This is a genomic window from Streptomyces sp. SID1328 (assembly GCF_009865595.1).
GTDB lineage: Bacteria > Actinomycetota > Actinomycetes > Streptomycetales > Streptomycetaceae > Streptomyces > Streptomyces griseoluteus.
This window is the reverse complement of sequence record NZ_WWKH01000489.1, coordinates 37,909-63,771: the sequence shown is the minus strand read 5'-3', so window position 1 is coordinate 63,771 and position 25,863 is coordinate 37,909. Positions and strand designations below refer to the sequence as shown.

Below are 25,863 nucleotides of genomic sequence, written 5' to 3'. Positions count from 1 at the left end.
CGTGGAGCTGCGCTCCACGCTCACCCTCCTTGCTGCGCAAGGAGGGTGACGGTCCGTCCGCTGCGCTCCCGGACCGGCGGGACTTCGTCCCGCTACCAGGCTTCCGCTTCGCTCCAGCCTGGTCGGCGGGTCCGCTGCGCTCCCCCGCCTGACGGTCCTTCCGGCTGCGCCTCCAGGGCCTTTGGGCCCGCTGGCGCGGGCCTGGCTGGCTACGAGGATGGGTGGCCGGTCGTTCGTGTCGAGTTTCATTATAGTGCATGGTTCGTTTGATGCAGCATGTAGAGTTGGGGGAAACTGGTCACACCCTCAAGGCTGTGTGAGCTCGACAGGGTGAGCAGAGTCGAGGAGGTGGATCGAGTGACCATCAGGGGAGAGATTCCGGATGGGCTTACGCGCAGGGCTCAATATTTCGTCCGAATCCACGGTCACCGGATTTCTGATCCTGGTGTGGAGCGGCACCGGTCCCGGTGGCTGGAGCACGGAATCCCGGTAGCGGAGATTGACCGTGCTGCGGCGTATCAGGAGATCTGGGGCGGGATAGCCCTCCCTCCGTCTCCGCACTATGACGGCGGTCCCAGTTCGTTGAGTGCGGACGTGCCTGAGGGGTCGGAGGCGGAGGGCTGGTGGTTCGGGGCCGGGCTGCAGCGCACCGCGCTTCCTTACACCTTCATGATCGGTCCCGAGGGGGAGTTCGGTGTCCATGCCGGCACTTGGGTGCCTCTGCATGGGAGCGTCGCGGGGTGGGTGGAGTCGGTGGCCCTGGCAGATCATGCCCGACGGTGCGCCCGCACTGTCACCACGGTGACCGGTGAAGCCGTGGAGGCGCTGCAACTCGACCGGTTCGAGCCGGTCTTGGAGGTTGCCGGACGCTCAGACACCTGGTGGCGTGGAGCTGACTCTCTTGTGGCCGTCTACCGCGGGGAAGCTGAGTGCATGTCGGCGCCGCAATGCCGAACCGCCACGGTCTACTCCGGGCTCGATGAATGGGGCCTCAAAGGACTCGGTGCTTGAAGCCGTCGATGAGACAGCCCGGCTGACAATGCGATCTTGACAAGAGGAATTGATGACAGCGCATTTTGGTATTCAGCGGATCGTGCTCAGAGAACACCAGGTGGAGGCGACTGCGCGTATCCGTGAATGGGTGGGTTTCCCTGCAAGGTCTTCTGTGCCCGCAGAAGGGGCGCGCACCACGGTGGTGTCCGCCACGGGGTCCGGCAAGACGATCACGGCTGCGTGGGCTGCGCTGGAGTGCTTCCGTGGCGGGCGGATCCTCGTCATGGTCCCCACCCTCGACCTGCTCGTGCAGACCGCCCAGGCGTGGCGCCGGGTCGGCCACAAGGGGCCGATGGTCGCGGTGTGCTCGCTGGAGAAAGACGACGTCCTGGAGGAACTGGGCGTGCGGACCACCACGAACGCGATCCAGCTGGCGCTGTGGGCGGGGCATGGGCCGGTGGTCGTGTTCGCCACGTACGCCTCCCTGGTGGACCGTGACGACCCGGAGGACCCGTTGGGTCAGCGGAAGGTCCGCGGGCCGCTGGAGGTTGCTCTGGCGGGCGGAGAGCGGCTGTACGGGCAGGCGATGGCCCCGTTCGACCTCGCCGTCATCGACGAAGCCCACTCCACCACTGGTGATTTTGGGCGGCCGTGGGCGGCGATCCACGACAACACCCGCATCCCTGCGGACTTCCGGCTCTACCTCACTGCCACCCCGCGCATCCTCGCCTCTCCCCGGCCGCAGAGGGGCAGGGACGGCCAGGAGCTGGAGATCGCGACCATGGCGTCCGACCCGGACGGCCCGTACGGGGAGTGGATCTACGAGCTCGGACTGTCCGAGGCGATCGAGCGCGGCATCCTCGCCGGGTTCGAGATCGACGTGCTGGAGATCCACGACCCCTCCCCCGTCGTCGGGGAGTCGGAGGAGGCGCAGCGGGGCCGGCGCCTTGCCCTGCTGCAGACGGCGCTCCTGGAGCACGCCGCCGCGCGGAACCTGCGCACGGTCATGACCTTCCATCAGCGGGTGGAGGAGGCGATGGCGTTCGCGGAGAAGATGCCGCAGACGGCCGCCGCACTGTACGCGGCCGAGGTCCCCGGCGAGGCCTTGGCCGACGCGGACTTGCTGCCGGAGTCGTCGATCGACGCGGAGTTCTACGAGCTGGAGGCCGGCCGCCACGTACCGCCGGAGCGGGTGTGGTCCGCATGGCTGTGCGGTGACCACCTCGTCGCCGAGCGCCGGGAAGCTCTACGGCAGTTTGCAGACGGCGTCGACGCCGACGGCAAGCGGGTGCACCGCGCGTTCCTTGCCTCCGTCCGGGTGCTGGGCGAAGGCGTCGACATCGTCGGCGAGCGGGGCGTGGAGGCGGTGTGCTTCGCCGACACCCGCGGCTCCCAGGTGGAGATCGTGCAGAACATCGGCCGAGCACTGCGCCCGAACCCCGACGGCACGGCCAAGACCGCCCGGATCATCGTGCCCGTCTTCCTCAAGCCCGGCGAGGACCCGACCGACATGGTCGCCTCCGCCTCGTTCGCACCCCTCGTAGCCGTCCTCCAAGGCCTGCGCTCGCACTCCGAACGCCTCGTCGAGCAGCTCGCCAGCCGGGCCCTGACCAGCGGGCAGCGGCACGTACACGTGAAGCGGGACGAGGACGGACGCATCATCGGCACCACGGCCGAAGGAGAAGGCGGACAGGACGAGACCGAGGGCGCCGTGGAGTCAGCGCTGCTGCACTTCTCCACCCCGAGAGACGCGGCAACAATCGCCGCGTTCCTGCGCACCCGGGTATACCGGCCCGAATCCCTGGTCTGGCTCGAGGGCTACCAAGCCCTGCTGCACTGGCGCCGGGCGAACGAGATCACCGGGCTGTACGCCGTCCCCTACGACACCGAAACCGAAGCCGGCGCCACGGAGGCGTTCCCCCTGGGGCGGTGGGTCCACCAGCAGCGGCGCGTGTACCGTGCGGGCGAACTCGATCCCCACCGCAAGATGCTCCTCGACGAGGCCGGGATGGTGTGGGAACCCGGCGACGAAGCCTGGGAGCGGAAGCTGGCGGCGCTGCGCTCCTTCCACCGCGCCCACGGCCACCTCGCCCCCAGACGCGACGCCCTATGGGGCGACACCGACAGTGAACTGGCCCCGGTCGGGGAACACATGGCCAACCTCCGCCGCAAAACCGGCCTCGGAAAGAACCCACAGCGCGCCACAGCCCGCGCCGCACAGCTCGCCCAGATCGACCCGGACTGGAACTGCCCCTGGCCCCTGGACTGGCAACGCCACTACGCCGTGCTCCGCGGCCTCGCCGCCGACGAACCCCACGGTGTCCTGCCCCCCATCGCCCCCGGCGTGCAATTCGAAGGCGACGACCTCGGACGATGGCTGCAGCGACAGACCCGCGAGTGGTTCCAGCTCACCGAGGAGCAGCAGCGCAGACTCTCAGCACTGGGAGTGAAACCCGCCGAACGCCCCGCACCAGCCTCCGCAGAGGGCACGAAGGCCTCCGGGAAGGCATCGGCCTTCCAGCGCGGCCTCGCGGCCCTCGCACAGTGGATCCAGCGCGAGGGCGCTCACAAGGCAGTACCAAGAGGGCACGTCGAAACCGTCGTCATCGACGGCCAGGAACACCAGCACAAACTCGGCGTATGGATCTCCAACACCAAAACCCGCCGCGACAAACTCACCCACGACCAGCGCGCCGCACTCGCCGCACTCGGAGTTGAGTGGGCTTAGCAGCAGGGTCGGTCGGGTTGCTGAAGCGTGGCGTGTCCTGCGGAGTGCCTGGACCCGCCTCAGCGGTTGGTGTTCTCCTCTCGGATCATCCGTCGGAGGCTCGTGCGTGCTGCCGCCAGGTCTGTTTCCAGGGTGCCCACGCGGGCGTGGAGCCGGTGGTTGTCGTCGGTGACCTGCTGGAGGCTGTCTTCGAGCCGTTGGTTGTTCCGGGTCAGTTCGTCGACGCGTTCGGTCAGGTGCCCGGTGTCGAGGGCGTCGAGTTGCTGCCCGAGCTGGTGCTGAATGGCCTGCCGCATCCGGTCTCTGTCTTCCCTTAGGGTCCGGATCTCCTGCCTGGCGAGCTCGAGTTCTGTACGCAGCGTGGCGGTGGTGCTGCGGGTGTGGGCGGGCGAGGGGGTGGTGGGGTGCTGGCGTTGTTGCGCGGCTTCGATGTGCTCGCGGATGCCTTCGGCGTAGGTGAGCCAGGTGGAGACGCCAGCAGTGCGGGCGACCGCGGTGTGAGTGATCTTCTTGCCCTGTTGTTCCAGGGTGGTGAGTGCGGTCAGGGCTCGCTGGCGTTTGTCGAGGCTGGTGCGGCGGCGGGCCTGGGCGAGGGTGTGCGGGTTGCCGCGGGGGTTCATGCCGGGTCGGTCCTGGAGACGACGGTGAGCGGTAGGAGGGTGTGGGCGTGGCCGGCGCGGGCTTTTCGCAGGATGGTGCTGGCCTCCTCGATCTCGCGGCGTTGTGCGGCGGGGAGGGCGGCGAGGCGGCGCTGCATCCGGTCGGTGACCTGCTCGTAGGCGGAGATCTGGGCGGTGAAGGCGGTGATGACGAATTCGGCGGCGTCCATGGCCTGGGCTGTTTCGCGGTCGGCGCGCAATTCGTTGATGTGCTGTTCGATCGCCGGGAGGTAGGAGGGGTCGGGGCGGTAGAAGCCGCAGCCGGCGCACTGGAAGCGGATGGGGCAGGAGCTGCCTGCGGCTTTGACGTTGCTGGGTTCGGTGCATCCGCCGTAGGGGACGGCGACGGAGCGCAGTTCGTAGGCGGTCTCGGAGCTGGGGCTGGGGTGGCCGTGGTTGTCGACGACGTGGGCGGCGAGCTTGGTGACGGCGTCGCGTTTTCGTTTCAGGGAGACGGTGTAGTAGCGCTGGGTGGTGCTGACGGATTTGTGGTCCATCAGTTCGCGCAGGACGTCGAGGGGGGTTCCGGCGTCGGCGTGGCGTTGTGCGTAGGAGTGGCGGAAGGCGTAGGCGTAGATGAGGGTGCGGTCGAAAGGCAGCGGGTTGCCCTGGGGATCGGTGCCTTCTCCGTGCAGGTGGGGGATGGAGTCGACCCAGTCGCGCAGGGTCTCGCCGAGGTAGCTGGTGTGCAGGTAGGGGCGGGTGGCGAGGTGGGTGAGGGCGGGGAAGAGGTAGTCGGCGCCGGTGGGCGGGAGGCTGGTGTGGAGCTGCTCTCGGCGTTCGTGCCAGGTACGGATGGCCTGAGTGGTGGACGTGGTGATGGGCAGGCGCCTGCGGTGGCGGCGGGCCTTGTGGTTGTTCCAGACCAGACAGATCTGGTCGTTGCGGGTCTCCAGGCAGTCGCGGGGCAGGGAGCAGACTTCCAGAGGCCGCCGCCCGGTGTCTCTGAGCAGGATGTACAGCGTGCGGTACATCAGATGCAGGTCTTCGGGGGCGAGGGTGCGCTGGCCGCGGGCCCGCCCGTGGCCGAGGAGGTGGAGGTGGGCGTCGAGCTGGCGGATCACCGGTTCGGGGATCGCCTTGCCGATCTCGTCCTCGTTGGCCTCCTGTTCGGGGATGCGGTGGAGGGCGGGGTCGCGGACGAAGGCGGCGGAGAGGGTGCCAGCGGTGCCTGAGCGGCGGCCGTAGTCGATCAGGGCGAAGAAGTGGCTGGCGATGGACATGCGGTAGTTCCACCCGGCCGGATCGCCGTCCAGCTTCAGTGCGGTGCGGAACGCTTCGACAACAGCGGTGACGTCGTCGTAGCGCAAGCCTGCGGGGTCGTCGGTTCCCGGGCGCTGCGCGAGGGCCCGGGAGGCGAGTTCGACGCCGCGCAGTGTGCGGGCGAACTCGTCCGCTCCCGGCCGCTGCTGGACGGTCCAGGTGCGCAGCAGGTCGCGCAGCCACGGCTGCCGGATGGTGCGTAGATCGACGGTCTTGGGCTGCCGGATACCGGCCGGGGTGCGGGAACGCTGGCGCAGCGCCCGCAGGTCCAGGACGTCGTTCTGTGCCGGGGCGGTGCCGGTGTACTGCGCATGGCCCGCCCGGACCGCCGTACGCACGCGGCCGAGCATCCGCAGGACCGCGACGGTAGAGCGCGGGCACATCTGCTGGTCTGTGATGTCGCCGATGAGCGTGCCGGTCTCAGCCAGGTCCCGCACCATGCGGCGGACCTGCGGAGGTTCGAAGATCCGCAGCCACGGGTCCACCTGCTGCAGACCGTAGAGGACCTCCCAGCGCAGCAGCGCGGGCAGCGGTAGAAGGCTGAACTGGTGCGGGGCAAGATACGGGGGCTGCTGCGCCGCCCACGGCGCCACGGCCGCGTCCGGGTGAGTACGGCGGTGCTCACGGAAACGCTGCGCGTGGTGCCGGCACAGGCCCCGGCCGTACAGGCCCGGCAGCGGGCAGGCAGGGGCCGGGCAGGCAGGGGTATCGGCATACGGGACGGCGGTGTCCTCCCACCGGCCGACGGTGTTGCGGACGGTGTGGGTCTTCCACTGGGTGTAGTGCGTGGCGCACAGTTCCTTGCAGTGGCGGGGCCGGACACAGCGCTGCCCGTCCTTCGTGAAACTGCACGGCTCCGGAACACCGCCGAAGGCAACCCGGTTGCGCACCGGCACGAAGGCCCGCGCGAACTCCGCGGCGGGCAGCCGCGACCGTTTCTGCTCCTCCCTGCAGAACGGGCAGAAGATGTTGGCCGGCGAGACCACGGTGTCGCACGCCTCCGTACGGCACAGCGCAACCGAGCTGCGCGGCTCGTGGACACTGCCGGTGAACAGCCAGCAGTCCTGCCGCCATTCACTGGTCCGCCAGGCGGGATCGAGATGGTCTCGCAGCCACGCAGCCCATCCCCCGCCGTCCAGGTCCTGCGCGCCGTCGGTGCGTGATGCGGGCAGCCGCGACAGGGCGGACGAGATGCTGCTCATCGGCGCTCCTTCAGGGAATCGACGCGTTCGACCGCTGCCCGCGCCTCGGCGTCGTCGACGTGCCGGTAGCGCTCCATCGACAACGGCGAGACGTGGCCCAGGAGCCGCTGCACCACATCGCGGTCGACGCCGTCACGCAGCCAGCGGGTCGCCGCCGAGTGACGCAGCATGTGCGGACGACACGCATGATCGACGGCGCGGGCCAGCCGGTCGAACATCTCCTTGGCGTTCGGGTACGACATCGCCCGGCCCAGCGGCGCACGGAACAGATTCACGAACACCATCTCCGACTCCGCCCCCTGGGCCACATCGTCGCGTTCGTACTGGTAGTCGGTATACAGCGCCACCAGATCGGCGGTGACCGGCACGAAGCGGTGATGCCGGGACTTCGCGAGAGCCCGGTTGGGGTTGTCCATACGGCGGCGGACATGCACGTGCGGACCCTCCACGCCGCAGCCCACCACGCGGGAGGAGGGCAGCAGGTGCATGTCGCCGCGGTGCAGCCCGAGCGCCTCACCGACCCGCAGCCCCGTACACGCCAGCAACGCGATCAGGAAACGGTCCCGGGCACTCGGAGCCGCAGCGATCATCCGGCGGATCTGCTCGTCGCTGAGGTCCTCATAGCCCGGCTCGGTGACCTTGAAGCGGAACGCGGCCGCCTCAACCTGGCGCCGCCGGCCCGATTCGCCGGTATCGAAGCCGGGCGGGGTGAAGCGCAGCAGCTTCGGCTGGGACAGCAACGCCGTCGTATCGGCCGGCACCCAGCCGTGCACAGCACCGAACCGCAGAAACTCCCCCACCACCGTCATGACCGCGTTCGCCGTCCCCTGCGAGCGGTAACGAACCGGACCCGGCCGCACCCGGCCAGCCCGGGGCGGGAGAGGCGTCTCGACCAGCCACCGCTGCAACCCGACCAGATCCAGGAACCCGGGAGTCCGCCAGTCCAGCCGCCGCATCCGGCAGTAGTTCAAGTACAGAGCGACCCGCCCCGCATACGCGCGCTCGGTGTTCGGCGAACACCCCCGCGCCCGCAACGACGCCAGGAACGCCACCGCCTGGGTGTGCAGATCAAACGAATCGGCATCCACCACCACCCACCGCGCCACACCAGTCACCGGAGAAACAGCACGCTCCGCCACAAAATCGGCATCCACATGACAAACACAACCACCAGCCACAGAACCGCGTACGGCACACGCTCACAGGCCATCCCCGCAGGCGACAACCCAAACAAACGCACCACGCGCCTGACTTCCCCCGAGATAATCTCGGTGCCTGAGACTGAGGGCGTCCGGGGGCCTGCGCTTGCCACTTCACAAGGACGTGCATTGCGACGGGCGTCGCTGCCGATGCGACAGGAATGTCCGAAGGGGGCTGCGGAATGGGTATGCGCGGCAGCGAGCAGGAACAGACCGGCGGAGCGGGGGTCTCCCGGGTCATAGCCGACTTCACAGACCTTGGCTGGGGCCCTGTGGAAAACACCCGCCATGACCTCGGTATCGATCTCTTCCTTCAGGTGCGCGACGAGCGTCGTTTTGACCGGATTATTCTGATGGCGGCTCAAGTCAAGTCAGGACCCTCATATTTCGGCGCACCGACCAGCGACGATCAAGGCACCTGCACTGGATGGTGGTACGCGGAAAGTGACGCCAGGCATTTCGAGGACTGGGTTCAGCACGCCCTGCCTCATCTGCTCGTGATGCACGACGACGCGACTCGTACCTCGTACTGGGCGCATGTGACGAAAGAAGCAGTTCAGAGCACGGGGGACGGTTTCAAGATCCACGTGCCGATCCACCAGAAGGTAGAGCCAAGCAGTCGGGACACGCTGCTGGAGGTAGCCACCTCAGCAAAGCAGCAGCCCGTACTTCAAGGCACCTCGTTCGCGGCAGGAGCCAGGGCAGTCGCTCCGGGAAGGGCGCTGCGACACGCCTTGCTGACCCCACGCCTCATCGCTCCCCACCGCAACACCAGCTTTGAACGCACCCTCGCCCCCGAGGAAGCCATCGCCCTGGTCACCCAGGGGCGTGTCCAGGATCTGAAGTGGTACATCGAGAAGGGCTCCAATCCTCAGCTTGCCGGGGCCGACAGCCGCTCCCGTCTGTGGGAATGGAGGTTCTTCTCCGCCTACCACGACGCGGTGGTTGATTCGAACTTCCAACCGCTACTCGACCTCGCAAGAGACGCCTGCCCCGCGCCGCCGACTCCCGGTGAGCGGAAACGGAAACCAGAACAGACTCACCGGATCGCGGCCAGCGTCGTGACCGGTGCCGCCTTCCTCACCGCAACCGAGCGACTGGAGGAGGCAGAAGCACTTCTGGAGGCGGCGGGCGAAGATCTCCTCCCCATCGACCAGGCCTGGGTTCTCATACACCGAGCCATCGTGATGAGTGAGCAAGGAGACCTCGACACGTCCCGTCGACTGGCCGCCGAAGCGCAGCGGAGTGTCGCACTCGATCTTGATGATGTCACCGCAACTGCCATCGGTGCGTCGGCTGCCGACTTCCTCTTCCGGACCTCGGGGCTGGAGGCAAAAGACCTTGGTGCCACCATGACGGCCGTCGACACCGCCGCCTCCTGGTGGCGCTCTCAAACCGTTGCCTGGGCTCTGGAAGAGCATGAGGAAAAGGCATTCCGCGCCTGGGGAGAGTGCGAAGATCCAGGCACCTGGCCATCAGAAGAGGCACAGAACCGTCTGCTCAGTGCCTGGCTGAGCGCCTCTCTGGCGGGAACGCGGGGCCCCGCGGCAGCCGCCCTCGCCCAACATGCTCGGCATGAAGTCATCCAGCACGAAGCGGCATGGCGCAACGATGCGGCAGTAGAACTCAGCGTGCAGCACAGCCAGCCTGGCCAGGTACCAACCGGCCCTCACGCCCGCGGCCTGGAGGACACGCTCGACGAACTGAGACGCTACGGCTGCACCAAGACTCTGCAGATCGCCGTGCAACGTCTATGGGCGGCGGGGCCCGCCAGCCCGGTACAAGCCGCAGTACAGCGGTCAGTGACGGCGCCCTGGACCCACACCAACGCGCCCACGAAACTGGCCCTTCTCCGGCACGCCGGAGACCTCCTACCGCCCGAACTGGCCGATCAGGCAGGACGTCACTGTCTGGCCCTGCTTGCAGACCCCGCGCCCTTTGCACAACGCGTACGGCCAACGTTTTCCATCGATCACTACGCCCACAGGGCTCTATGGCGAGTCCTGCCCGCAGCCACCGACGCCTTCCACGCGGAAGCAGCAGACATGCTCCTGCGCATCCTGCCGGACCGGCCGGGCGAGCCAGCGGAAACCGACCTGATCAACCTCGCTACGCTCCTGAGGCCTTCTGCCGTCGCAGCCTTCTCCGACCACCTCCGCGCGGCCGCAACAGGCCATTCCAACCCGAGCATGTCCGCCGCGCTCCTGGGCGTGCTGATCGCCAGCGGCGACTCCACGGCCGAAGCCGAACTGCTGCGCCGCACCGAAGCCGGAGACATCGACGCCATCGGTGAAGTCCGTTCACCGGCGGATCTCTCCCCCAGCGCCGGCCAGCGCGTGATCGACCTGGCCGAGACTCACTGCCAGCAGCAACTCGACGACGCTCACCAAAACAGCTGGGGACTCGGCGGCTGGGACTGGGCACGCCTCCTGGCACTGTGCAACTTCTTCTTCCCCGAGCACGCCCGCTGGGACTCCGTCATCGACATCGTGCTCGACCCCCAAGTCGCTCAAGAGCACAAAGCAGGAGCCGTCCGCGCCCTCACCACACGCGCAGACCAGCTCCCTGCCCCGGCCGCCACCCGCCTGCGGGCTGGCTTCGAGACAGGGCTGCCCAGAATCAGGGGTGTAGCAGGCTTGATCGGCGAAGCCGGGGACCTTACTGAGGCAGCCTTCGCCCTTGGCCTTGCCCTCGGCGCAATCGACAGCACCACGGCGCTCCACCGCATCCTCACCTGGCTGCGCGGCTCCGCCTCACAGCGCCGATCCGCCGCCCACCTCGTGACCGCCCTCAGCCACCACACGGACGACCCCGTCATCCAAGGAACGCTGGTCGCTCTCACCGGCGATCCGCAATACCAAGTCCGGGCCGCAGCAGCCTTCTCCCTCACCCGCGGCCTCCAGGAAAACCCCACGCCAGCCGTCGAAGCAGCCATCGCCACAGCAGCACACGAACCAGGGTGCCGCGTACCACTGGCCATCGCCCACGCCCTCGACCACCTATCAGCCCTAGAAACCCACCGCACCCTGCGAAACGCCCTCCGCCAACACATGTCCGCCCTCGTGCGATCCGCAGCCACCCCCACCTCCAGCCCGCCGTCCACAACAAACACACCACACCCCGCAACCACCCCTTGATAAAGGGTCTGCGCTCGCATGATGAGCGTCTGGTCGAGCAGCTCGCCTCCCGCGCCCTCACCAGTGGCAAGCGCAAGGTCCATCTCCAGCGCGATGAGGACGGGCGGATCGTCGGGGCCGGCGGCGAGAGCGACGGCGAGGACCAGGAGCAGGGCGACACCGATGCCGCCGCCGAATCCGCCCTGCTGCACTTCTCCAGCCCCCGCGACGCGGGGACGATCGCGGCGTTCCTGCGTACCCGGGTCTACCGGCCCGAATCCCTCGTGTGGCTGGAGGGCTACCAGGCCCTGCTGCGCTGGCGGAAGGAGAAGCAGATCACCGGCCTCTACGCCGTGCCCTACGACGTAGAGGTCGAGGTCGGGGCGACCAAGGCGTTCCCGCTTGGGCGATGGGTCCACCAGCAGCGCAAGGCGCTACGGGCCGGAGAGCTGGAAGAGCGACGCAAAACGCTGCTGGACGCGCCGGAGGCCGGGATGCTCTGGGAGCCCGGTGAGGAGGCGTGGGAGGCCAAGCTCGCCCAGCTCCGGGCCTACCGGCGGGCCACCGGGCACCTCGCACCCCGCCAGGACGCCGTATGGGGAGAGGCCGAGGCGGTGGTGCCCATCGGGCAGCACATGGCCAACCTCCGGCGCAAAGGCGCGAAGAACGGCCTGGGCAAAGACTCGGAGCGGGCCGCCCTGCGCGCGGCGCAGCTCACCGAGATCGACCCCGACTGGAACTGCCCGTGGCCGCTGGACTGGCAACGCCACTACCGCATCCTCGCCGACCTCGCCGCCGACGAACCCGGCGGGCTCCTGCCCGACATCGCACCCGGCGTACTCATGGACGGCGACGACATCGGACGATGGCTCCAGCAGCAGAAACAACCGGGCACCTGGGCGCGGCTCCTGCCCGAACAGCAGGAACGGCTGACCGCGCTGGGCGTCAAGCCGCTTCAGGCGCCGTCTCCCGCCCCGGCGGACGGGCGCGCGGCGAACGGGCCGGGCAAGGCGCAGCAGGCGTTCCAGCGGGGCCTGACAGCCCTCACACAGTGGGTCGAACGAGAAGGCGCCCGCCGGCCGGTACCGCGCGGCCACGCTGAAGAAATCGCCGTTGACGGCGAGAGGGACCCTGTGGTCGTGAAGCTCGGCGTATGGATCTCCAACACCCGCGCCAGACGCGACAAACTCAGCGCGGGGCAGCGCGACGCGCTTCGGGAGCTGGGAATGGAGTGGGCGTGAGGACCACGGGCCGCTGGCCGACCCCCATCGGGCTCACTCGAGTATGGGCAAAGGAAGGCGCGGCACTCCCGGTGGGAGCGGACCGTCACCCCTCCACAAGGTCCTGGCCTTCGACGGCCTCGACGCTGCGGTCACCGCATTGCGCGAGCACGGTGCGCCACGGGGTTCCCTCGCTCAGGGCCGCATCCTGGTCGGGGGGCGCAAGCCCTGGCTCGCTCCGTGTTTCCCGGCTCTGTTCAAGGCGCCCTGAGCGCGACGGGCCGCGGCGGCCCGACGGTGGCCGGCTGCCTGTGGTCGTACGGGCTCGGTGGTCACCCGGGTTCGGGGGCGGTGACGGCCGGGGCGGCGCCGAGGAGGCGGAGGAGGGTATCGCGGTGGAGGTCCGCGATCGGGCCGAGGAAGTCCGGGTGGCGCAGCAGGGGGGCCGCGCGGTGGTCGCGCGGGCTGGGGATGGTCAGCCGGCGCGCGTCGCCCACGCTGTCGGGGCCGTGGTGGGTGGCGGCCAGGCAGGCGGTGGCCAGGGCGGCGAGGTCGGCGTCGGCCAGCAGACAGGCCGCCCAGCTGACGACGGTCTCGTCGACCTGGGTGCGCCAGGCGTGGGTGGCGTCCGTCAGCGGGGGTGCGTCGGCGCCGGTGACGAAGTCCAGCCGGCCGGAGCCGCCGGGGCCGAGCAGGTCCAGCAGTTCGGCGTCCAGCGCGGTGGGGTAGCGCAGGGCGGCGGCGATGGTGGCCGCATGGCCTGCCTGGGCTTCGGCCAGGGCCTGGTTCAGCGGGCCGGTGGCCGGGGGGAAGGCCGTCAGCAGCCAGCGTGCGGAGGCGGCGATGACGGGCGAGAGCGCGGTGGGCATGGTGGACCGTCCTGTGCGTATGCCCGCCTGTCCTGGGTGTTCCGGTGTGGGTGATCCGGTCGCGGGCACTGCGCGCCCGGGCGGGGAGGTGCGGACAACGGTACGGCGGCCTCCCCCGGGGGCGACAGGAGCTGCGTCACAGCCGGGGATCACCCCCTGGCCTTCGGCACTGGCCCCCCACTCCTTCACCGGGGACGCCCGGGTCAGCCGGGCGCAGGTGACGTCGATGGTCGCCCACACGCTGGCGCGCGAGACGCTCCGAGAGGCATTGGTCGCCACCTACGTGTGGGGGAAGGGACAGAGCGGCTCCCCCGGCGGCAGCGGACCAACCACCCTCCACAAGATCCTGGCCGCCGAGGACCTCCTGGACGAGGCCCTGGACGATGCGGTCACCGTGTTGAGCAGGCACGGCGCAGTAGCGTCCTACGAGGGGCTCCGTGGCAGCAGACGTAGGACCGCGCCTGATACCAACAACTACTCAACCTGATCACCGGTCACCACAAGTGACACGACCTGATCACTCAGCCCGCTATCTGACAAAGCCGCAGACCAGACCCCACACAGCGAGGCCCACACCCCCACCCGCGCCCCGCCGAAACCCCCGCGCCACCGACCACACCAGCACGCCAAACTGATCAACACAGGCCAGCCCACCAGCCGCTGATCAGAAAAACCGCCACCGGACATAGATGCGCTGCGAGAACTGGGCGTGGGGTGGGCGTAAACAGCACTTTGACAGCGGTTCGGGAGGCACTCGGCCGCCGCAGCCGGGGCGGAATGTTCATGAGTTTCGACAGCATCGGGCCGTACTCGCAGTCCGCGTCCGTCAGTGCCTCGTCGACGGCTTGCTGCAGGATCACATCGAATCCGCGTCGGTTCGACCGGGCATCGCCGTAGTCGACGCTCGGTCCCCGTCACTGACCTGATGACGCCCGTCCGGCTCGTCCGACCGGTCAGGAGGGCGCGCCGGACAGGACTTCCACCTTGCCGGTGTCGAGTGAGTAGTAGGCGCCGACCACGGCAAGGGCGCCCTTTCCCACGAGTGGGGCCAGGTCCCGGTTGGAGCGCAGATCGGCCGCGGTCAACTTGACCTGGGCGCGGGCCATGGTCTCGACCGGGTCGGCGCCGCCCTCCCGGACTGCCTGCTCGTACGCCGGCCGCAGAGCCCTGACGATCGCCTGCAGGTTGCCGGACAGCGGTTTGCCGTCACGAAGTGAGTAATACGCCGCCTTGACGGCTCCGCAGCGCTGATGCCCGAGGACCACGATGAGGGGGGTGTCACTCGTCATAGGGCCGTACTCGACAGAACCAGTGACTACCGGGCCGACCGCCTCCCCACCCGTGCGCATCACGTAAAGGTCACCCAGGCCGGTATCGAAGAGGAGTTCAGGCGGCACTCGGGAGTCGATACACGAGAGGATCGCCCCAAAAGGCTCCTGCTCCTGGGCCAGGAGCTGACGCCGGTTCGGATCCCGGTCGGGGTGTTGAAGGTTTCCGCTCACCCAGCGCTTGTTGCCTCCCATCAGCCTCGCGAATGCCGCGTGGGGCGTGGTGGGCCGCGCTTCCGGCGAAGCGCTGCTCGCGCTCGAGGCGGCCCCCTTCGATGAGCACGCCGCAAGCGCGACTGTGACGCCCATAAGTCCGCCGACAAGCAGCGCTCTACGATCCGGACGTCCGGCTCTGTCCATCGGTCGTTCCCTTCGATGCCGCTCAGGCACATCCCTGCGGTTGACCAGGCCGATTGTTCAGCGTGATGTGGGTGCCCCGGCAGCAGGCGCAAGCGGGCGCGGGCTGCATTGCCGCAGACGGCCCACACAACCGGCTCGGGTGGCGGGATGGACTCTTGATGCCGAGACCGGCCCTGCCGACTGGAGGCCGATGGCCGGGTGCTGTCCGTTCTCGTGAACATCAGCCCCGGCCCGATCCGGGTGTCTCCCGAGACGATGAACAACCGCTGTCGTAACTCGCGAACGCAGCCATCGGCGTGACCGCCTCCGGCACGGACATTGGGCGGTGGCTCCAGCGGCAACGGGAACACGTCGCGGGGGCAGGGCTGGCCGAGGGGCAGCGCAAACGGCTGACCGCCCTCGGAGTCACTCCCCCACCCCCGGTGAAGCCGAGGGCGGCGGGCGGTCAGCAGGCGGGCGGGAAGGTCCCCAAGGGTGCGTCTGCGGCGTTCCTGCGGGGATGTAAGGCTCTGGGCAGTACCGGGTGCACATGGGCGCCGTGGAAGCCGCCAGCCGGGCCCACACCGAGGTACGGGCAGAGGGGACCCAGGCCCGGCTCGGAGTATGGCTCTCGAACGTCAAGACCCGGCGCGCGGGGCTCAGCGGGGAGCAGTTTGGGCGCCTCGCCGGCCTCGGACCGGAGTGGGCACAGGTCCAGGGGCAGGACAGCCTGGCGTAGCCGTGCGGGGGTGGTGAGTGCGCGGCCGGGAGGACTGGCCCTCCGTCGTGTGCTGGGCCTGGAGATGGCCCACAGGAGTGTCTGGGGCGCTTCGAGCGGGCCGGGCCGAGGCGTCTGGGGGGTCTTGCCGGGTGCGGTTGCGGGCGGGGTCCTGGTGGCGGTCGGCGTACGTCATGTCGCAGACGTACGCCGGGCAGTGGTGACGTGCGCCGGCACGGTCGCCGGGCGCCGCACTCGTGGATCTCGGGACCGTTGGCCATGGGTGGATTCACGACTCGGGGCCGGGTGCCAGGGCTGCTAGGTCAGCCGACACCCACCCACCGAAGAGGTGAAACAGCGCTGACAGCACAAACGCCGACCGAACCCACACGCGCTGACAAAACCCACCACACGTCTGGTCCTACTCAGCACACGACGGCACAACCCCGGCTCACAGCCCGAACTACCGACTGGAACCGTCCCCTCGGCCTCTCCCAAGGAACCCACAACATCGCAGGCCAACAAACACACGGCACGCCAGCAACCCCACCTCTCAGCGTTAGCCCCCGCACACCGGACAGGCGCGGGAGGCATCGCACGTCAGGGCTGCGCTGCCAGGGCTGTCACCTCGCCGTCGGGAGCCGGAACGCGGCATTCCCATCCCATGGGCGGTGGCAGGCCGCTCGGGAAGCGGCAGGACGCGGCCGTCGGGCATCACCGCACACGACATCGTCGTACACGACCTCGGAGGGGGCGGCACGGTGACTGCCGTCGTCCCGGAGCGACCGTGTGCGGCTCAGAGGTTCGCCGTGTGATCGGGGACGTAGTTCTGCAGATCACGCGGCGGCCGCTCGTATCCGGTCGACGGCGGCCGGGGCGGCAGTTCGAGAACCGGTGGCGGTACCTCGTGGTACGGCACGGAGTCCAGCAGGTGGGCGATCATGTTGAGGCGCGCGCGGTGTTTGTCGTCACTCTCGACGACGTACCAGGGAGCCTCGGCGATGTCGGTGTGGACCATCATCTCGTCCTTCGCCCGTGAGTACGCCTCCCAGTGGGTGATCGACTCCAGGTCCATCGGCGACAGCTTCCAGCGGCGTAGTGGATCTTCCAGCCGGCGGCGGAACCGCTCCTGCTGCTCGGTGTCGCTCACCGAGAACCAGTACTTGCGCAGCAGGATTCCGTCCTCCACCAGCATCCGCTCGAAGTTCGGGCACTGCCGCATGAAGAGTTGGTACTCCTCCTTGGTGCAGAAGCCCATCACATGCTCGACCCCGGCGCGGTTGTACCAGGACCGGTCAAAGAGCACGATCTCGCCGGCGGCCGGCAGATGCTCCACGTACCGCTGGAAATACCACCGTGTACGGTCGCGCTCGGTCGGCGTCGGGAGTGCCGCGATCCGCGTCACCCGCGGATTGAGACGCTCCGAGACCCGCTTGACGGCGCCGCCCTTGCCCGCCGCGTCCCGTCCCTCGAAGACGACGACCAGCCGGGCGCCCTCCGCTCGCACCCACTCCTGCATCTTGGCCAACTCGGTCTGCAGACGCAGTAGTTCCTTCTCGTAGGTTGCGCGCGGCAGGTTTCCCGCCTTCTTGCCGGCCATGCCGCTCCACCGCCTGCCGAGTCAGAAGGTCACCCAGGACCAAGGTCGAACACCTGGACACCACCGTGGTTCCGACGAAGAACGCTAGCCCACCGCGGCAGGCCCTGGGCGGCCGCCACGCGCGTCCGCCATCGTGGCCAGGGCGACGGAGCGGATGCGTTGGAGTCTCCTGGCCGGAAGGGGACCAGACGTCCATGTCGTCGCGATGGAGTGGTGCGGGTCTTTCCGAAGGGTGTGGCGTCGGACTCTTGCCACAACCAGAAGAAGGCGGCGCCACGGTCCCAGTCGGAGGCGGAGCGCATCCAGAAGTACGGGAGGATCCGGTTCGAGGAGTACACCGAGGAGTGGAAGGCCGGCTAACGGCACCTGGTCGGCTGTGGCGGCGCGCGGCGCCCGGAAGGGCACAAGGTCATCAAGCAGCTTCAGCGCGCCGAGTGGAAGCTGACCCGGCGGGGGCTGGGGCCGTGGGCGCGGATCTACCGCCCCGCCCAGGGGGGCCGCCGGCGGTGCGTACAGCTGTGCATCCCTTCGTGGCGTGCCCTCGATTCCCGCGCGTGGGGGCATGCCGCGCAGCTGGAGCCCGCGGAGCTCGCCCGGCTGCTGGGGACGTATGCGCAGCGGGTGATGACCCCGGTCGGCTCCACCGCTGTGACGGGGCTGCAGCTGATGACCGCGCTCAACCCACCGACCCGTGCGAGCGAGCCAGACGCCGACGGTCGCCGCCACTCCGAGCACCGGCCCGGCTCGCTGGGCAGCGAGCCGGTCGAGCCGGCGCCGTGCGAGGCGACCGACGGGCATCCCGTCCTGGCCGAGCTGCCCCGCTTCCACGTGCGCGGCCCCGGGGAGCGGCTGTTCGAGGAGGCCTACGACTGGGCGCGGGACCTGACCGACGCCGAGTGCATGAAGCGCTACCTGGTCGGCATCGACGTCAACCTCGCCTTCGGCGCGGCCGCCAACGGCGCCGTCGTCGGCCTGGCCTCGCCGCCGGTCCACGTCACCCGCCCGGCCTTCGATGCCGCGCTGCCCGACTCCTGGCTGGTCGACCTCTCCCACGTCGACCTGAACCGGGTGAAGGTCGGCAAGCAGTGGCACGACCTCGACGGCGATCTGCTGCCCAGCCCGTTCGCACCGAGCGGCCGGCGCCCCGAGGGCCCGGCCTGGTATGCCACGCCCACCGTGGCATACGCCGTCGAACTCGGCTACGACGTGACCCCGTTGGAGGCGTGGGTGCGCCGTGAGAGCGGCCGGTTCCTGGACGGCTGGTACAAGCGGCTGCGCGACGCCTACGTCACCACCATGAAGGATCTCGGGGTGGGCGAGAAGCTGTCCCCGAACCAGTTCCTTCTGGCCCAGCTTCCGGGCTTCGGTGCGACTTGGCCTGGGTGAGGACATGCTCGGCGGTTTCGGTGTGGGGTGTGGTGGTCATGGTTGCTGCCCTTGGATGAGTGGAGTGCGTCCGGCGCACCAATGTCCGGCCGGTCGGGCGGCAGCGTGCTCGGCTGGCGGGTTAGGGGCGCAACCTCCTCGCGACCGTGGGCGGCGCCCATGGCGCGGGCATGGCGCGGCCCGGCCCAGGGCCTTGAGAGCTGTCCCGTAGCCGGTGACGGTGAAGCGGCGGGCATGAGATCCGGCTGGATGTCTGGGGGTGCAGCGGCGTGACGGCCAGCCGAACGGGCGGGGGGTCGGTCCAGGCTGACGGCTCCTGAAGGAGGAACTGCCAGCCCGACGGCCTCGTGACGATCGGCATGGGGGCAGCGCCGCTCGCCCGGGCCGGCGCGTCGCCCTCACCGGCGGAGTTCAAGAGCCACAACCGCCCCCGGCCAGTCGGCGGGCAGAAGGGGGCGTACGGCCCGAGCGCGACAGGCGCGGCCGAGCCCCAAGAGCGGGGTCAATCGTGGTCGCAGGGGGCAACGTGGATGCCGTCGCGGCGTACCACCACGGCGGTCGGGTCGCCGAAGGCCTGCCGTAGCACATCGTCGAAACCGCCTCCCTCCAAGGCGTCATGGAGCCCCATGACGCGCTCGAAGCGGCTGCGGTTCTGGCCCCGGTAGTGCTCACGGTTCGGGCCGTAGATGTCACCCAGACTCGGGCAGCCACCATCCACCAGCCACAGATCCCGCACCGTCGCGGCGGGTGGCTCCTCGATGGTGCGAACCCAGATGTGGCAGATGTCGAAGGAGCCCGGGTCGTACGGCGTGTACTGCTGCCACCCGAACTCGATGACGGTCGGATCGTGCAGGACTGCCTCGAACTGCGGACGCAGTTCCTCGACGGGCCGCTGCCGGGTGCCGTACTCGGCTGCTCCCTTGACCGGAAGCCCGAGAAAGGGCGTGTCGGGGGCACGTGCGTCAGGGAAATACATGGTTCCTCACGGGGGCGTGGTCGGGCTCGACCGCCCCGGGCCGGTGGCCGGGGATGGGAGCTGCGTCATCGGTGCCCGACACTGGCCCGCGGGCGGCCAAGCCCGGCAACCCCGACGGACAAGCCTCCGGCTGCGCGCCCACCACCACTCGGGCGGCAACGCGGAAGCGGCCCGCCCCCAGGAAGTGGCCGAGGGCGGGCCGACAGATGAGGGCGTGGTCGTGCGCGGGCGGCTTCGAGGAGTCAAGTGCCAAAGCGCGGCCGCGTCGAGCGCCCCGGTCTCCTGCTCAGCCGCAGAGCCCCCGGCACCGCGAAGAACGGTGCCGGGGCAGGGGTGGGGCCGAGAGTCACGCTGTAGGCAGGGTCGACGGCAGACGCGACCAGATCGGCTCGGGCAGGGGGTTGTGCAGACGCCAGGTGATCGCCATCGGCTTGCTACCGGTGTGTCGCTCGTAGGTGGCTGGACCGAGCAGGACCCATGGCATCGCCTTGCCGGACGCGGTGTCCTTGCTGTCCCGCAGGAACAGCAAGACGTGGCTGCCTTGCTTCGCGTGCTGCTGGTAGCGCTGTCCGGTCGCCGAGGTCGGCGCGATCGAGTTCTGCGACTCCCAGTGAAAGTGGGTCCGGCTGAGCGCGTAGTCCTTGTAACGCACGGTCGGGGAGAAGTCCCGCTCGCTCTTGTTCAGCGTGATCAGCAGGGTGTCGGTTCGGTTCGCCGGATCCCACAGAACCCCCTGTGCGAAGAAGCCCGGAAGCTGACCGCCGAGGCGGGCCACACCCATGGCAGCGAGGATCTCTGACCGGTTGTAGGCGTGATGGATGCTGAGCGGGATGTGCGCGTGTGGCCCGGTCAGCGGCCGTGGAGCGCGCATCCGGGGGGTACGCATCAGGTGCGTGAGCAGCTGGCCGAGCTCGCCGCGCACGGCGTGCTGCGTCCGCAGCGACGCGAGACCTTCGGCGTACGTGGTGAAGCCACCCTTGTCCCACAGGTTGAAGAACAGCATCCGAGCCAGGGTCTGCTCCCACTCAGGCAGGTCCTCGTAGCCGGGTGCATCGTCGGCGGTGAACTGCCGGTAAGTGGCGGCGCGTTCCGTGTCATCAATGTGCAGGAAGCTGTGCATGCGCTTCAGGAGCGCTGCCTCACCCGGCACTGGGGTGGTGGGAGAGGGAAGAAGGTCGGCGCGCCGCAGGATTGTCGTCCATGTGGTGTTGCCTCGGTAGACGTCAGCGACGTTCCTGCCCGTCGCGTCGAGGAACTCGACGAGTTGCGTGGAGCCGACGGTCTTGGCCTCCGAGGCGAGAGTCTGCACAGTCACCCGCGGTGCTGACACGGGGGTGGAAGCGGGGTCGGTCATTGTGTTCCCTTTCAACAGGAGATGAGGGAGGCCCGCGCGAAGGGGTGGCTGGTCGGCACACCCGCTCTTGGCTGGACGGGCTGGACAATGACCGGCCTCGGGCCAACGCCCGCAAATGCGTCGACACCCGCGGCATCGGCCGGCGTGCGGGGCCGCCGTGGAACAGATGAGGGGAGCGGCATATGGCGCTTAACCCGAATCGGGTGGGGACCGTAGCGGGGGCACAGTCAGGGCGTCCCCACGAGGCGCCGAGCACCAAGCGGGCTTGATGCTCACCCTCCTGTGCCCGGAGACGTGGTGCTGAACGTCGGGGTCAGAGGTGATCGTCTCTGGAGTCGCGGTGATCGCGCTCGGGACATAGCGCGCCGAGGAACCCAGTGGTGGGAAGCGGGAGGAGGCAGGCGAAACGCGGAGCGGCCCGTCCCCTGCGTGTGGTGCTGGGGCGGGCCGTCGGTCGTGCGGGGTTCTGCGCGGGTCAGGCTGCTTGCGAGCTGGGACGCGCTGCCAGTTCCCGGGCCATCGCCCCGCGGATGACCGCTTCTGCCAGGAGCGGCGGCATCGCGTTGCCGATCTGCTCGTACTGCTTGGTTCGGGTGCCCTGAAACGGGTGGTCCTGGGGGAAAGTCTGGAGGGTGGCGGCATCGGAGGCGGAGACCCGGATCATGTCCTTGCGGCCGCCGCGGTAGGCAGGCAGCGAGTCGGCGGGCTTCAGCCGCGTGTCCGCGATCCAGCGCCCAGCGTCGCGTTCGCCGTACAGCGTCGCCCGGCTTCCTGAGCCGCCGACGCAGGAGGGGTCCGGGCCTCCTGCTCCCGTGCCCACCGCGACAGTGAGCGCGGGGCGGTGGGTCATTCCCCAGCCGAGTGCCTGTGCCATCGACACCCAGGGCAGCAGCGTGAGGTCCCCCCCGTTCTGTGCGGAACTGCGACTGTAGCGGCGGTGGGTGGGGGCGGGCAGGGCGGCCTTGTCCCGTCGGCGGGCCACCAGCACGGCGCGTGTCCGTGTCTGCGGGACACCGTGCTCTTCAGCGTTCAGCCGACCGGTCACCACCGTGTAGCCCTCGGCTCGCAGGATCCGCGCCATCGCGTCCCAAACGGGAAGCACGGTGGGCACCTGCTCCAGCATCACCGTTCGGTAGGGGCGACCGGCGTCCAGTGCTTCGAGGACCCAGCGCAGTGGCTCCAGCACCAGGCCGGTCCGTTCGTCGTCCAGCGTGGCCAGGCCGGAGCGAATGTCCTTGCGCGCGGCAAGCTGCGAGGCGAAGTGCAGCACCGCGTCGAGGGCTCTACGCCCAGCGCCCTTACCGCCGATGGGGTAGGTCTGGCACGGCGGTGAGCCGATCAGATCTGTCGCTCTTGGGAAGTCGGCCGGGCCGTCTCCTTCGATAGTTCCCAGGCCTGCGGCTCGGCGGGTCTCGCAGGCGGAATGGTCCAGCTCGATGCCCGTCACAGCGAGACCGAGACGCTGTGCGGCCAGATCCCAGCCGCCCGGACCTCCGAATAGGTCGACCATGTCGACCGCGGCCTCGTCAATCATGGCCGTCCTCGATTCCTGGTTCTCGATCGCCGGAAGCGGAACTTCCGGCTGAACTGACCGAGCCAGAACGGCATTAGCGGCCATAAGCGCCGCAATGCTGTATATGACGCAGATTGTTTCGAGAGTGCCGAGTGGGACGTGGATTCTGAGCTGGGAATGTAGAAGCGCGACGGGACCGATCAGTGGGTGGAGGCGACTGGTCGTGCAGTTGTTCCTGGCCCGAGTCAGGCTGGAGGCAGCCCGGACACCTGGCGATAGCAGCTGCGGGCGGAACTCATCGCGCCCGGCCCGCGCCTAGACCACGCCCTCAAACACTTGCGCGACATGAGGCCGGGAGCGGTCCCACATGCGGGGGGCCAGAAGGGCTGGGATGATCGCCACTCCTCTGGCTCCCGCACCCGGTCGTCACACCCTCGCCGGGCGCAGAGCACGATGCGCAAACGGGGAGGGCTACCGATCTCTACGTGAGGTTGGCCCGCGTTCGGTGGAGCTTTTCCACGGTGCGGCGAGCTGCCGGGCCGGGGTTGAGGATCTCCCGCCTGCCGTGGAGGGCAGCTTGGGCGCCGGAGGCGAAGATCGGAATCGGGGAGCTGTAGTCCCGGATCGCCTCGGCCGTCTCCGCAGTGATCTCCCCGGCCAGGGAAGCGATGCGCAGCGCCAGGAGGTGGTCGCCGTCGTGGCAGCTAGCCCAGCCGCCGCAGACGCGGACGTGGTCGTCGGTGCGGTCGTGCTGGTGGCACAGGAACAGCTTCGGGGGCTGCGCCCAGGTCGGCTCGTCGTACAGCGGCAGTTTGGTGTAGTCCTCCTCCGACCAGATTCCCGATGGCACATCGGTTCTGTAAGGGCAGGAGGCACAGGGACGCGGGGCAGGCGGCTGGACCCTGCGCCGGGCGGCAGAAGGGGTGTTCGGTGTGTCCATGGCGGGGTTTCCCGTGCGAGAGAGCTGGCGGCGGCCGGTGCTGTGCCCGGCGTCCGGCTGACGTCCGTACGGTGGCCTTAGGCGGGGCAAGACCCGCAACCCACGTGTCACGCAACGGCCCTATCGGGGTCCTCTCTTGGTCTTCGACGGTTGGCTCGGTGGAGCGGCGTGAGATTTGTCAGGCCGAGGCCGCAGCGGGCTGGTGAAAGTGGGGGTCGGTCACGACGGCAACGCCGGGGTCGTGACCGCCCCACTGGTCACGCCATGCGTTGGCATCCATCTAGCTGGTCTCCAGGCGCAATGCGAGGGCGTCGGCGGCCTCGTGGAGCCGTGCATCAACACCGGACGGGGAGCGGGTGGGAGCGGGTGCCGAACGCCACCCAGGCCCCGGCACGCCCACAGGGAGCGCCGGGGCCTGGGTGAACTAGGGTCTGTTTCAGAAGTGGATCAAGCTCGTGCGATGATCGCCTTTCGTGGTGCGAAAGGATCTGACAGAGGCTCAGTGGGCAGTGCCGGTACCGTTGTTGCCGGTGGGGGTCAAGCCTGGTCGGCCGTCGGTGCAGGACTCGGTTGGCGCCATTGCCGCCGACCTGGGACGCGCCCTCGGTGCTCTGCCGATGGTCCGGGTGCACCGCGCCGAGGAGCGCGAGGCGGCCTGCATCGGCGCACGCGTCGAGGCGGCCTACGGCGCGGGGGTACGCACCGCGAAGCTTGCTTTTGTCATGAGCCTCGCCGTCGAACTGCCATGGGTGACCGGCGACGAAGCCTACGGGCAGGACCCTCGGCTTCGTGCCGCCCTGGAAGCGCGCGGCGTCGGCTACGTGATGGCGGTCGCCTGCTCCACACGGGTGCGGATCAACTCAGGCCGCCCCCATCCGCGCGAACACCGTCGCCGCGACGAGTTCACCGAGAGCCAGGCGAGGGCGGCAGGACCGCATTCACCGGAGTGCCGGCCGCGATCTGAGCGTGGCCTTCTTCTGCAACGAGGCGGAGCACGCGCTCCCGCTCCTGGCGGCCCCAGGTCTCCTTGGTCGCGAGGATGCCGACGAGACCGATCAGGGCCGCGCCGAGGTAGAGCAGCGCCGCGCCCGGCCACCCGAAGGCGCCTACCAGAGCGGCGGCGAGCAGTGGTGCGAAGCCGCCGATGGCCGCGGCGACTTGGTAGCCGAGCGAGGCGCCCGAGGTACGAGTGGCGGTGCGGAACTGTTCGGTGAGCAGAGAGCCCTGGGTTCCTGTGAGCGATGCGTGGATGAGGCCTATGCCGACGATGAACACCGTCACCACCAGGGCGGGTCGGGCGGAGTTGGTGAGCAGATACATCGGGAAGGCGAAGAAGATCGCCGCCGTACAGGACGTGATGTAGATGGGGCGGCGTCCGATGCGGTCGGTGAGTGCGCCGGCGAGGAAGGTGACTGCTATGGCCAGGACGCTGGCGGCGATGATCGCACTGAGGGCCACGGGCCTGAGGTCGGGGTGGCGTTCGGTGATGTAGTTGAGCAGGTAGGTCGCGGTCGAGTAGTAGGCGAAGGATTCCACGACGCGCAAGGCGATGACACGCAGGATGCCGCGCCAATCGCCGGCCAGGGTCGCGAGGAGCGGGTTCTTCTCGGTCTTGCCGCTTGCCTGGGCCTCCTGGAATTCGGGGGATTCCGTGAGACGGGAACGCACGATCAGCGCGACGATCACAAGGACGGCGCTGAGCAGGAAGGGCGTCCGCCACTGCCAGTTGCCGTCGAGGGTGTCACTCCACGCGAACACGCCGCTGGCCAGGGCAATGCCCAGAGGGTTGCCGGACTGGGGGATCGCGGCGAACATGCCGCGGCGGTGCCACGGCGCGTGCTCGTAGGCCATGGTGATCGCACCGCCCCATTCGGCACCGAATGCCAGGCCCTGAAGCATGCGGAGGGCCACGAGCAGGATCGGTGCGAACACGCCGACCTGTTCGTAGGTCGGCAGCGCGCCGATGAGGAAGGTGGCGGCACCCATGACGAGCATCGCCGTGACGAGGACGGGTTTGCGGCCGACCTTGTCGGCGAAGTAGCCGCCGATGGCTCCTCCGAGCGGTCGCATGACGAAACCGACGGCGAGGGTGGCGAAGGAGAGCAGGGTGCCGACGAACCGGTCGCTCTCGGGGAAGAAGACCGCTCCGAAGTAGAGCGCGGAGGCGGTGCCGTATGCGATGAAGTCGTAGTTCTCGACGCTGGTGCCGAGGCCCGCGGCGACTGCTGTCTTGACGCGGTCCTTGGAGCCGAGCACGCTTCGCCGTCCGGCGGGGGCGCTGGTGGACATGGGGGATCTCCTTGGTGGGTCGCCGGAGAGAAGCCGGCGTCTGCGCGATGAGGAGGATGGGGCCGCACGGGGGGGGGAGGCCGGATCCTTTGACTGGGTGCTTCCGGGCATGACGAACAGGCGCCCGGCGCAGTCGTTCGCGGGCGGGGCACTTCGGTGTCACAGGAAGAG

General features: G+C 69.1%; 17 protein-coding genes and 3 pseudogenes. 9 read left to right on the top strand and 11 right to left on the bottom strand.

Annotation, left to right across the window (positions count from 1 at the left end; all coding sequences use genetic code 11):
• Positions 1–330: 330 nt before the first annotated feature.
• Positions 331–1,011 (top strand): hypothetical protein, encoded by a 681-nt coding sequence (locus tag GT030_RS15205; protein WP_346009645.1) that lies wholly within the window; start codon positions 331–333, stop codon positions 1,009–1,011.
• A 52-nt stretch (positions 1,012–1,063) separates the two neighbouring features.
• Positions 1,064–3,721, top strand: coding sequence for a DEAD/DEAH box helicase (locus tag GT030_RS15200; protein ID WP_161201566.1), 2,658 nt, complete (start codon positions 1,064–1,066; stop codon positions 3,719–3,721).
• Between the two features lie 59 nt (positions 3,722–3,780).
• Here GT030_RS15200 and GT030_RS15195 read toward each other — a convergent pair whose 3' ends face one another.
• The 3 genes from GT030_RS15195 to GT030_RS15185 are packed head-to-tail and all read right to left on the bottom strand — an operon-like array spanning position 3,781 to position 7,999.
• Positions 3,781–4,341: a DUF6262 family protein gene (locus GT030_RS15195; protein ID WP_202460108.1), complete on the bottom strand. Its 561-nt coding sequence runs from the start codon at positions 4,339–4,341 to the stop codon at positions 3,781–3,783.
• Positions 4,338–6,845 (bottom strand): site-specific integrase, encoded by a 2,508-nt coding sequence (locus tag GT030_RS15190; protein WP_237522442.1) that lies wholly within the window; start codon positions 6,843–6,845, stop codon positions 4,338–4,340. Before GT030_RS15190 ends, GT030_RS15195 begins: the two co-directional genes overlap by 4 nt.
• Positions 6,842–7,999 carry a tyrosine-type recombinase/integrase gene (locus GT030_RS15185; RefSeq protein WP_346009644.1) on the bottom strand — a complete coding sequence of 386 codons (1,158 nt, stop codon included), beginning with the start codon at positions 7,997–7,999 and terminating at the stop codon, positions 6,842–6,844. The genes GT030_RS15190 and GT030_RS15185 overlap by 4 nt, the downstream gene beginning before the upstream one ends.
• 206 nt (positions 8,000–8,205) lie before the next feature.
• Here GT030_RS15185 and GT030_RS15180 point away from each other — a divergent pair, with 206 nt between their 5' ends.
• Together GT030_RS15180 and GT030_RS15175 are read left to right on the top strand one after the other, a co-directional pair.
• Positions 8,206–11,181: a DUF4365 domain-containing protein gene (locus GT030_RS15180; protein WP_346009643.1), complete on the top strand. Its 2,976-nt coding sequence runs from the start codon at positions 8,206–8,208 to the stop codon at positions 11,179–11,181.
• Positions 11,178–12,401: pseudogene (locus GT030_RS15175) on the top strand (helicase associated domain-containing protein); the annotation flags it as partial. The gene GT030_RS15180 and the pseudogene GT030_RS15175, both read left to right, overlap by 4 nt.
• 311 nt (positions 12,402–12,712) lie before the next feature.
• Here the strand turns inward: GT030_RS15175 and GT030_RS15170 are convergent.
• Positions 12,713–13,249 (bottom strand): hypothetical protein, encoded by a 537-nt coding sequence (locus GT030_RS15170; protein ID WP_161201564.1) that lies wholly within the window; start codon positions 13,247–13,249, stop codon positions 12,713–12,715.
• On the opposite strand from GT030_RS15170, the gene GT030_RS37375 reads away from it, so the two are divergent.
• Positions 13,224–13,736 carry a hypothetical protein gene (locus GT030_RS37375; RefSeq protein ID WP_346009642.1) on the top strand — a complete coding sequence of 171 codons (513 nt, stop codon included), beginning with the start codon at positions 13,224–13,226 and terminating at the stop codon, positions 13,734–13,736. The genes GT030_RS15170 and GT030_RS37375 overlap by 26 nt on opposite strands.
• A 466-nt stretch (positions 13,737–14,202) precedes the next feature.
• Here the strand turns inward: GT030_RS37375 and GT030_RS15160 are convergent, their stop codons facing one another.
• The gene (locus GT030_RS15160) at positions 14,203–14,772 is read right to left on the bottom strand and encodes a carbonic anhydrase (protein ID WP_161201562.1); all 570 of its coding nucleotides are present in this window, start codon (positions 14,770–14,772) and stop codon (positions 14,203–14,205) included.
• A 694-nt stretch (positions 14,773–15,466) separates the two neighbouring features.
• On the opposite strand from GT030_RS15160, the gene GT030_RS15155 reads away from it, so the two are divergent.
• On the top strand, positions 15,467–15,655 hold the full coding sequence (locus GT030_RS15155) for a hypothetical protein (protein WP_161201561.1): 189 nt from the start codon (positions 15,467–15,469) through the stop codon (positions 15,653–15,655).
• A 775-nt stretch (positions 15,656–16,430) separates the two neighbouring features.
• Here GT030_RS15155 and ppk2 read toward each other — a convergent pair.
• Positions 16,431–17,234 carry a polyphosphate kinase 2 gene (gene ppk2 / locus GT030_RS15150; protein ID WP_161201560.1) on the bottom strand — a complete coding sequence of 268 codons (804 nt, stop codon included), beginning with the start codon at positions 17,232–17,234 and terminating at the stop codon, positions 16,431–16,433.
• A gap of 234 nt (positions 17,235–17,468) precedes the next feature.
• On the opposite strand from ppk2, the gene GT030_RS37150 reads away from it, so the two are divergent.
• Together GT030_RS37150 and GT030_RS15145 are read left to right on the top strand one after the other, a co-directional pair.
• The gene (locus tag GT030_RS37150) at positions 17,469–17,594 is read left to right on the top strand and encodes a hypothetical protein (RefSeq protein ID WP_272920696.1); all 126 of its coding nucleotides are present in this window, start codon (positions 17,469–17,471) and stop codon (positions 17,592–17,594) included.
• Between the two features lie 27 nt (positions 17,595–17,621).
• Positions 17,622–18,584: pseudogene (locus GT030_RS15145) on the top strand (transcriptional regulator); the annotation flags it as partial.
• Between the two features lie 538 nt (positions 18,585–19,122).
• Here GT030_RS15145 and GT030_RS15140 read toward each other — a convergent pair.
• The 4 genes from GT030_RS15140 to GT030_RS15125 all read right to left on the bottom strand — a co-directional run bounded on the left by GT030_RS15140 (position 19,123) and on the right by GT030_RS15125 (position 23,403).
• Positions 19,123–19,596, bottom strand: a complete 474-nt coding sequence (locus GT030_RS15140) for a hypothetical protein (protein WP_161201559.1) — start codon at positions 19,594–19,596, stop codon at positions 19,123–19,125.
• Positions 19,597–19,942: 346 nt separating this feature from the next.
• Positions 19,943–20,950, bottom strand: a complete 1,008-nt coding sequence (locus tag GT030_RS15135; RefSeq protein ID WP_161201558.1) for a DUF3427 domain-containing protein — start codon at positions 20,948–20,950, stop codon at positions 19,943–19,945.
• Positions 20,951–21,425: 475 nt separating this feature from the next.
• On the bottom strand, positions 21,426–22,484 hold the full coding sequence (locus GT030_RS15130) for a DNA cytosine methyltransferase (RefSeq protein WP_161201557.1): 1,059 nt from the start codon (positions 22,482–22,484) through the stop codon (positions 21,426–21,428).
• Between the two features lie 460 nt (positions 22,485–22,944).
• Positions 22,945–23,403, bottom strand: coding sequence for a DUF6283 family protein (locus GT030_RS15125; RefSeq protein ID WP_161201556.1), 459 nt, complete (start codon positions 23,401–23,403; stop codon positions 22,945–22,947).
• Between the two features lie 719 nt (positions 23,404–24,122).
• Between GT030_RS15125 and GT030_RS37145 the strand changes: the two are divergent.
• Positions 24,123–24,287: pseudogene (locus tag GT030_RS37145) on the top strand (transposase); the annotation flags it as partial.
• A gap of 19 nt (positions 24,288–24,306) precedes the next feature.
• On the opposite strand, the gene GT030_RS15115 reads toward GT030_RS37145, so the two are convergent.
• Positions 24,307–25,692: an MFS transporter gene (locus GT030_RS15115; protein WP_161201555.1), complete on the bottom strand. Its 1,386-nt coding sequence runs from the start codon at positions 25,690–25,692 to the stop codon at positions 24,307–24,309.
• Between the last annotated feature and the right edge of the window lie 171 nt (positions 25,693–25,863).